Source organism: Aeromonas sp. QDB30, from assembly GCF_027707645.1.
Taxonomy (GTDB): Bacteria; Pseudomonadota; Gammaproteobacteria; order Enterobacterales; family Aeromonadaceae; genus Aeromonas; species Aeromonas caviae.
Genome location: NZ_JAPCIY010000114.1, coordinates 1 through 8,022, shown reverse-complemented (window position 1 = coordinate 8,022; position 8,022 = coordinate 1). Strand labels below are relative to the sequence as shown.

General features: G+C 62.1%; 9 protein-coding genes. 2 read left to right on the top strand and 7 right to left on the bottom strand.

The features are described from left to right. Nucleotides 1–639 precede the first annotated feature (639 nt). The 6 genes from acuI to PG896_RS19905 all read right to left on the bottom strand — a co-directional run bounded on the left by acuI (nt 640) and on the right by PG896_RS19905 (nt 4,758). On the bottom strand, nt 640–1,623 hold the full coding sequence (gene acuI / locus PG896_RS19930) for an acrylyl-CoA reductase (NADPH) (protein WP_244812921.1): 984 nt from the start codon (nt 1,621–1,623) through the stop codon (nt 640–642). Between the two features lie 52 nt (nt 1,624–1,675). Beyond that, nucleotides 1,676–2,311 carry an acrylate utilization transcriptional regulator AcuR gene (acuR, locus tag PG896_RS19925; RefSeq protein WP_113070054.1) on the bottom strand — a complete coding sequence of 212 codons (636 nt, stop codon included), beginning with the start codon at nt 2,309–2,311 and terminating at the stop codon, nt 1,676–1,678. Nucleotides 2,312–2,468: 157 nt separating this feature from the next. Further along, on the bottom strand, nt 2,469–2,717 hold the full coding sequence (locus PG896_RS19920) for a GlsB/YeaQ/YmgE family stress response membrane protein (RefSeq protein ID WP_010675223.1): 249 nt from the start codon (nt 2,715–2,717) through the stop codon (nt 2,469–2,471). Nucleotides 2,718–2,845: 128 nt separating this feature from the next. Further along, nucleotides 2,846–3,571: a UDP-2,3-diacylglucosamine diphosphatase gene (lpxH, locus tag PG896_RS19915; RefSeq protein WP_244812922.1), complete on the bottom strand. Its 726-nt coding sequence runs from the start codon at nt 3,569–3,571 to the stop codon at nt 2,846–2,848. Nucleotides 3,572–3,584: 13 nt separating this feature from the next. After that, nucleotides 3,585–4,271, bottom strand: a complete 687-nt coding sequence (locus PG896_RS19910; RefSeq protein ID WP_244812923.1) for a DUF4269 domain-containing protein — start codon at nt 4,269–4,271, stop codon at nt 3,585–3,587. Beyond that, nucleotides 4,261–4,758 (bottom strand): peptidylprolyl isomerase, encoded by a 498-nt coding sequence (locus PG896_RS19905; RefSeq protein WP_039041198.1) that lies wholly within the window; start codon nt 4,756–4,758, stop codon nt 4,261–4,263. Before PG896_RS19905 ends, PG896_RS19910 begins: the two co-directional genes overlap by 11 nt. A gap of 191 nt (nt 4,759–4,949) precedes the next feature. Here PG896_RS19905 and cysS point away from each other — a divergent pair, with 191 nt between their 5' ends. Further along, entirely contained in the window at nt 4,950–6,326 is a 1,377-nt protein-coding gene (gene cysS / locus PG896_RS19900; protein ID WP_210538571.1) for a cysteine--tRNA ligase, read from the top strand. A 229-nt stretch (nt 6,327–6,555) separates the two neighbouring features. Here cysS and PG896_RS19895 read toward each other — a convergent pair whose 3' ends face one another. Further along, a complete protein-coding gene (locus tag PG896_RS19895; protein ID WP_111896743.1) occupies nt 6,556–6,915 on the bottom strand; it encodes a lysozyme inhibitor LprI family protein in 360 nt (119 codons plus the stop codon). Nucleotides 6,916–7,010: 95 nt separating this feature from the next. Here PG896_RS19895 and PG896_RS19890 point away from each other — a divergent pair, with 95 nt between their 5' ends. Then, on the top strand, nt 7,011–7,625 hold the full coding sequence (locus tag PG896_RS19890; RefSeq protein WP_210538572.1) for a hypothetical protein: 615 nt from the start codon (nt 7,011–7,013) through the stop codon (nt 7,623–7,625). Nucleotides 7,626–8,022: the final 397 nt, after the last annotated feature.

Genomic DNA, 8,022 nt, shown 5'->3' with positions numbered 1-8,022 from the left:
ATGACTCATGATGAACCCTTTTTCATGGCTCCAGATGACAAACATGATCTCATATCAGGGACTTGTTCGCACCTTCCATAAGTACACCCCAGCCAAGAAAATAGAATCATCCGACATCTCTTCGTTGACGAACCCTTCACACTTTCTGGGTATGAAGCGTCGTTTTGAGTGTAATGCACCCTGTCATTTGATTCGGGCTTTTCCATACAAAAAACAGGTTTAATACAAGGTGATGCGCCCTTTTTATATGCGGTGATAAATAAAACGTATTCCTATTCTGAATTATTTGTTCGATGCATCGATTGTTTAACGGGGGTCTGTCAGTGGGCAAGACAATGGTTCGCAGTCGTGGGCGAACAGGGCCTCATGTCGGCGAATACGGGTATCCAGGGCAGGGGCTTGTCGGTGAGGAGTGACGGTTGTCTGCATCGATGGGGGAGGGTGCGCAGCGGGAAGGTGCGGCATATAGAGGTGTCTCGGTCCCTCTGTCCGGGAAACCTGCACTTGAGTGTTTGAACGCATCTGTTGTCCATTGTCATGGACGATGGGAAGGAGGAGTGACGTTCCGTGTGGCTGCGAAATGCCCTGGAGAGGCTCGCCTGACGTGGTCAGGCGAGCCGGCTCATATCGCGTCAGTCATCACCCCTGGACATTGACCAGGATCCGGCCGCGCACCTGGCCTGCCAGGAAGGCATCCCCCAGGGGCACGACCTGGGAGAGGGGCACTTCCCGGGTGAGGAGATGGAGGCGGGTCAGGTCGAGATCCTCGGCCAGTCGGGCCCAGGCCTGCTGGCGCAGCGGGCGCGGTACCATCACGCTGTCGATGCCATAGAGGGTGACGCCGCGCAGGATGAAGGGCATGACGGTGGAGGGGAAGTCCATCCCTCCCGCGAGACCGCAGGCAGCCACGGCGCCGCCGTAGCGGGTAGTGGCGCAGGCATTGGCCAGGGTGTGGCTGCCGACGGTGTCGATGACGCCGGCCCAGCGTTCCTTGCCCAGCGGGCGTCCCGGCGTGGCCAGTTCGGCGCGATCGATCACCTCGGCGGCGCCGAGGGACTTGAGATAGTCGGCCTCGTGCAGCCGCCCGGTGGCGGCCACGACCTGATAGCCCAGCTTGGCCAGGAGGGTGATCGCCACGCTGCCCACACCGCCGTTGGCGCCCGTCACCAGAATGTCACCGTCGCCGGGGGTGATGCCGTGCTTCTCCAACGCCATCACACAGAGCATGGCGGTGTACCCTGCGGTGCCGATGGCCATGGCGTCCCGGGGCTGGAAGCGCTCAGGCAGGGCGACCAGCCAGTCGCCCCGGACCCGTGCCCGCTCTGCCAGCCCGCCACTGTGGGTCTCGCCCACGCCCCATCCGTTGAGCACCACCTTGTCGCCGGGGCGCCAGTCGGGATGCTGGCTCTCCAGCACGGTACCGGCAAAGTCGATGCCGGGGATCAGAGGGAAGCGGCGTACCACAGGGGAGGCGCCGGTGAGGGCCAGGCCATCCTTGTAGTTGAGGGAAGACCACTCTACCGCCACAGTCACATCCCCGGCAGGCAATATCTCCTCGGAGAGGCTCTGGTAGCTGGCGCGATAACCCGCCTCGTCTTTCTCGATCAGAATACCGTTGAACATCTTGTCTACTCCCATTAATTGGACTGACTGACTATTAATCTTCGTAAAAAAATCACTTTGCTAACTTCATGAAAAAATTGAGAAAAGAGAGCATGGGCTCGGTATCGCCCACCAGGCGTGCGCGCAGCACGGCCCCTTCCCAGCCGATCCAGAACTGATGGGCGAGGGCAGGGCAGTCACAATCAGGGGGCAGCTCCCCCGCCGTCACCGCGTCCCTCAGGCAGCGGGCAAGCAGCGCCTCCCAGTCGAGGAGGATCTGCTCGAGGCGCAGGCGCAGCTCGGGGGACAGCTGCACCACCTCCTGACCCAGGTTGCCCACGAGGCAGCCCCGCTGGAACGCAAACCGGGTCATGCCCCGGCAGGCGCTGTCGACGAAGGCAACAAGACGGGCCAGGGGGGGCAGGCTCTCATCCTCCAGATAGCGCGTCAGCTTGCGGCAGAAGTAGTGGTGATAGGCATCCATGACCGCCAGGGTGAAGTCGTGCTTGGTGGCGAAGTAGTGATAGAAGGAGCCCTTGGGGATCCCGGTCGACTGCAACACCCGCTCGATGGAGGTGGCGGCGATGCCCTGTTCGGTCAGCAGCTCCATGCCCCGGCGGATCAACAGATCCCGGGTATCGGCATAGGTGTGCCCGTGCTGGGCAGGGCGGCCGCGAGGGCGGCGGGGCAGGGGGTCATTGGTCTGCATGGGGCTTATTAGACGCCTCAACTAGAAATAATGCAAGCGCGGCACCGAACGGACGAAACGAGTGGATGAGATCGGGTGGTCGCAGCAAGTTGGCGCCAGCGGGGCTGAAAACAGCGAGGGCGCCAGTGGCGCCCTCGCATCGATGGGTGGCTGCGTCTCAACTGCGCAGCTTGTTGTAGACAAACAGCACGATCAGGGCGCCAACGGTGGCGATGATGATGCTCGGCAGGTTGAAGCCGGTGACCGTTCCCATCCCAAGCAGGGTGCTGACATAGCCCCCCACCATGGCGCCGACCACCCCCAGGATCACCGTCATGAAGAAACCGCCGCCATCCTTGCCCGGCATGATCCATTTGGCCAGGATGCCGACGATCAGCCCCAGTACCACCCAAGTAAGAAATCCCATGGTCTTCTCCTCGTTGTGTGCAGAGAACCAGAGTATATGCAGGGATCCAGCTTGTATCGCGCCGCAGCACGGCGTGAGTCAGAAATGGTCATATGAGACTCGCTCATGACCATGGCAGGCAGAGGGCCTCAGCCAAGCGCGCGGGTGTCGAGGCGCTGCCCGGCGGGGGAGCAGACCAGCACCGACCCCTGCTCGAACCAGTCCCCCAGCACGATGCGCCGCGCCGCACGCCCATCCAGGGTGAAGTCGTGGATGGCGGGCCTGTGAGTGTGGCCGTGGATCATCAGGCGGCAGCCGTGCTGGCGCAGCATCTCGTCTACCGCCTCCGGAGTCACGTCCATGATGATCTGGCTCTTCTGGGCATTCTCCATCTGGCTCTGGCCGCGCATCTTGTGGGCGATGGCCTGGCGGCGCGAGAGCGGCAGGCGCAGGAAGAGCCAGCGCAGCCACTTCTGTTGTGTGATGCGGCGAAACTTCTGGTAGCCCTCGTCCCGGGTGCAGAGCAGATCCCCGTGGCTCAGCAGCACCCGCTCACCGTACAGCTCGATGACACAGGGGTCGCCGAGCAGGGTCATGCCAGCCCGTTTGGCAAACTGGTGCCCCAAGAGGAAGTCGCGGTTGCCGTGAATGAAATAGAGGGGCACCCCTTGCTGGCTCAGGGCGAGAAAGGCATCGGCCACCTCGCGGTGGAGCGGGTTGGGGTCGTCGTCCCCAATCCAGAATTCGAACAGATCCCCCAGCACATAGAGGGCGTCGGCACCGGGCGCGTCTTCGGCCAGAAAGCGCACCAGGGCCGCCGTCATGTCGGGCCTGCCTTGGCTGAGGTGAATGTCACTGATAAAGAGGGTGCTCATGAGTTCCTGGGCATCATGGTAAGAGAGTCCCGCCTGGGGGCGGACAAGGCCTGTGACCTTGCTCGTCGAGCGGGTGGGGGAGGGAAGGGCAGCAGAGCCCCGCAAGGTTTACGCCCTCCAGGGTCAGCAACGCCTCGTAAGGGTCGCCGGACAGACCCAGCAGGCGGCACATGGCCGCTTCCCCCTTGAGCCCTTCATCAACGCGCAGGCGCAGTACCTCCCGGTGGAAGGGGGCGCCAAAGCGCTCAAGCAGGGCGGCCATCAGGCTGAGGTGGCGCCAGCCATGACACGCCTCGAGGGGAGCAGGGGTGAGGTAGAGCTCGACTGGCCAGCACTGGCCATCGGGCCCGTGGCGTCGCTGTTCGGCGATCCAGACCTGCTCGCCCTTGCTTCGCACCTGCCAGCCTTGTGCTGCCAGTGTCGCGGCAAGGAAGGCCGGGTCCGGATGCTGGCAGAGGATGTCGAGATCGCTGCCGGGCCTATCCAGCCCGATGGCGATCGTGCTCACCAGGGCCAGATCGTTGCACAGGGGGCCAAGCTCATTCCACAGGCCGCCGCTCAGCAGGGCGTGGGCCGAGCGCTGACGTGCGTTGCCCTGGGCCAGATAGTCGAGGCGGCGCCAGTTGGGGGCGGCAGATGGAAAAACTGCGGCCGGGGCCGCAGTGGTATCAGAGCCTGGCCGGCAGGGATTACTCGGCAAGGGTCACCTTGGTGATGACGACGTCTTCGGTCGGAACGTCCTGGTGCATGCGGCCGTAGTTGCCGGTCTTCACGCCCTTGATCTTGTTGACCACGTCCATGCCGGCGGTCACTTCACCGAACACGCAGTAGCCGAAGCCCTGGGTGGTGGCGGACTTGAAGTCCAGGAAGTCGTTGTTGTTCACGTTGATGAAGAACTGGGCGCTGGCGGAGTGCGGCTCCATGGTGCGTGCCATGGCGATGGTGCCGATCTTGTTGGACAGACCGTTGGCCGCCTCGTTCTTGATGGGAGCGCGGGTCTCTTTCTCTTCGAAGCCCGGGGCATAGCCGCCACCCTGGATCATGAAGCCGTCGATGACGCGGTGGAAGATGGTGTTGTCGTAGTGACCGTCACGGCAGTATTGCAGGAAGTTGGCCACGGTCTCCGGGGCTTTTTCCGCGTTCAGGGTCAGGGTGATGTCGCCGTGGTTGGTGTGCAGAGTAACCATGAGTTGTCCTTTCATTTTGATGCGGGCAGCAAGGTGCCCGCAGGTGTATGGCATAAAGTGGTGGCAATTCTAGCCCATCAAGGCCCTGCGGCATAGATGGCAGGGGGGAGAGGGGGCTTTTTCTGCCTCGTTTTCTATACCGGATGCGGTTAGAATGGCAGGCCATTTTACTCACAGGCAGTGGTCATAAGATGCTGAAGATATACAACACACTCACTCGTCAAAAAGAAGAATTCAAACCTATCCACCCGGGCAAGGTGGGCATGTATGTGTGTGGCGTCACTATCTATGATCACTGTCATATCGGCCATGGCCGTACCTTCGTCGCCTTCGACGTCGTCGCTCGCTACCTGCGTTATGCAGGATACGACCTCACCTATGTGCGCAACGTCACCGACGTGGACGACAAGATCATCAAGCGCGCCGCCGAAACGCGCGTGACCTGTGACGATCTCACCGAGCGCCTCATCGGCGACATGCACCAGGATTTCGACGCCCTCGGCATGGTGCGTCCGGACATCGAACCCCGCGCCACCCAGCACATCGGCGAGATCATCGCCCTGGTTGAAACCCTGCTGGAAAAAGGGCACGCCTACGTGGCGGACAACGGCGATGTGATGTTCATCGTCGACTCCTACGCCGACTACGGCAAGCTCTCCGGCCAGGATCTGGAACAGCTGCAGGCCGGTGCCCGGGTCGACGTGGTGGATGCCAAGCGCAACCCGCTCGATTTCGTGCTGTGGAAGATGTCCAAGCCCGGCGAGCCGACCTGGGACAGCCCCTGGGGCCCGGGCCGTCCTGGCTGGCACATCGAGTGCTCCGCCATGAACTCCAAGCACCTTGGCAACCACTTCGACATCCACGGCGGCGGCTCGGATCTGCAGTTCCCGCACCACGAGAACGAGATTGCCCAGTCCTGCTGCGCCCACGGCGGCGACTACGTCAACACCTGGATGCACAGTGGCATGGTGATGGTGGATAAAGAGAAGATGTCCAAATCCCTTGGCAACTTCTTCACCATCCGCGACGTCTTGGCCCACTATGACGCCGAAACCGTCCGTTACTTCCTGATGTCTGGTCATTACCGCAGCCAGCTCAACTACTCGGAAGATAACTTGAAGCAGGCCCGCGCCGCCCTGGAGCGGATGTACACCGCCCTGCGCGATCTGCCGCTGGCCGCTGCTGCCGGTGGTGACGAGCAGGTGGCCCGTTTCAAGGAAGCCATGGACGACGACTTCAACACCCCGGAAGCCTACTCCGCCCTGTTCGACCTGGTGCGCGAGATCAACCGCCAGAAGGGTGAAGACATGGCCGTTGCCGCCGCGCTGGGCGCCCGTCTGCGCGAGCTGGGCGCCGTGCTCGGCATCCTGCAACAGGATCCGGATGCCTTCTTGAAGGGTGACGAAGCGGACGAAGAGGTCGCCGAAATCGAGCGCCTGATCGCCGAGCGCAATCAGGCCCGCGCCGACAAGAACTGGGCCGCAGCGGATGCCGCCCGTAACCGCCTCACCGAGATGGGTATCGTGCTGGAAGACAGCGCCGGCAAGACCAGCTGGCGCCGTGCCTAAGGCCGGTGGTGCTGCTGGCGCCAACCGGTTGAGCCTATAAAAAAACCGCAGCCATTGGGCTGCGGTTTTTTTTGTGGCCTGCCGAAGCCTCGGCATCCTGCGGTCTGATCCCCTCGCCCCTTGGGGGAGAGGGTCAGGGTGAGGGGGCTCGCATCATTACTTACCGGAGTGCCTGCAAGCCGTCTGTTGCTTGCCTCCAGTTCCTACCTGATCTGGTTGGCTCCTCTGATCATGGCTGGTCTGGCAGTGTGTTCAGGTCTTTGGTGCGCGCCTCGGTCAACTGGGTGAGACAACTGCTGTGGACCATGGGCGCCATTGATCCCCCTTCATAGACGCCGGCCTCGTAGCGGCACTGGGCATCGCGAAAGGTGATCCAGGCCCGTTGCGCGGTTCTCAGCCTTTCCAGCTGTGCCTTCTCCAGGGAGGCAACCCGCTTTTTATAGGCGGCATTGAGCTTGGCATCGGCTCGCTGGTAATCCTGAAACGCACAGATGTTCATGTCGGTTTGTGTCACCGGCGCAGTACAATCCTGTTCGGCCTGAACGGCAGTGGTTGCCAGCAAGAGCAACAGGGCGGGATAGGGTCTCAAGAGGCAGTTCCTTTGTGGTAGGGAGAGGGCCAATATACGGCATAAACCGGCTCGATGGCGGCTCTGTTTTTCAAGAATAACAAGGAGATGACGTCATGAAGTTGAACTGGATGCCGTTTCTGGCCCTGCCTCTGCTGGCGTCCGGGCTGTCTGTGGCCGCCACTGCCCCCGATATGCAGGTCCAAGCCCGCGCCAAGGTGGCCGAGTTTCTGGTCTGGGAGCGCAGCGTCAAACCGAGCGGCCTCTATCAGGCAGACCTGGGCGGTGCGTTGCCCAACATCGTCTCCCCCGAGCTGCTCTGCCTGCTCAATGCTGCCTCCAAGGCGCGGGAGATAGCCACTCGCGAAGCCCCGGACGAGAAGCCCCCCTTCGTCGAGGGCAACCCCTTCCTGCCCAATGCCTGGGATCACCTGCTGGGCTCTGAGATACTCTCGTCTCGCGCCATCGCCGGCAGCCGGGATCGCAGCGAGGTCAAGGTGCGCTTCACCTTTGGCGAGCCGGGCTCCCCGCTCTACGCCTCCAGAGGCACCTACCGTTTTGTCAGCACCTATCTGGTACTGGACGGGCCGCAAGGCGCCCGCATCACCGATATCGACGCTGGCGGCAGCTGTGATTTCTGCCAATCCGGCAGCCTGCGTACCGCCCTCTATGAGACGCTCACCGCCTATCCCGCCGCAGGAGGAGAGCAGTGCAAGGGGTTGGGGAAATAGAAATCAGGAATAAAAAAAATCGCAGCCGAGGCTGCGATTTTTAGTGGTTTGCCGAAGCCTCGGCATCCTGCGGTCTGATCCCCTCTCCCCTTGGGGGAGAGGGTCAGGGTGAGGGGAGCTAACGTCATTCTCCGGCTGAATGCCGTCCAACGCCTTAATGGCATGGCTTCGCCATGCAGGACACGAGGGCCTTGCCCTCGAAGGGATTTCGCCACCGCTACGCGGCTTGGCGAGTGACTTTTGAAAGACCAAAAGTCTTCTCCCCCGGTAAACCGCCCGCTTCGCGGGTTCCCTCGTCTCGTCCAACGGGTCGGACGGAGCGCCGCAGACGGCACTTTGGCCTACGCCATCCATGGCTTCGGCCAAAGCCCGCTTCGAACATCCTTGTTCTCGCGCC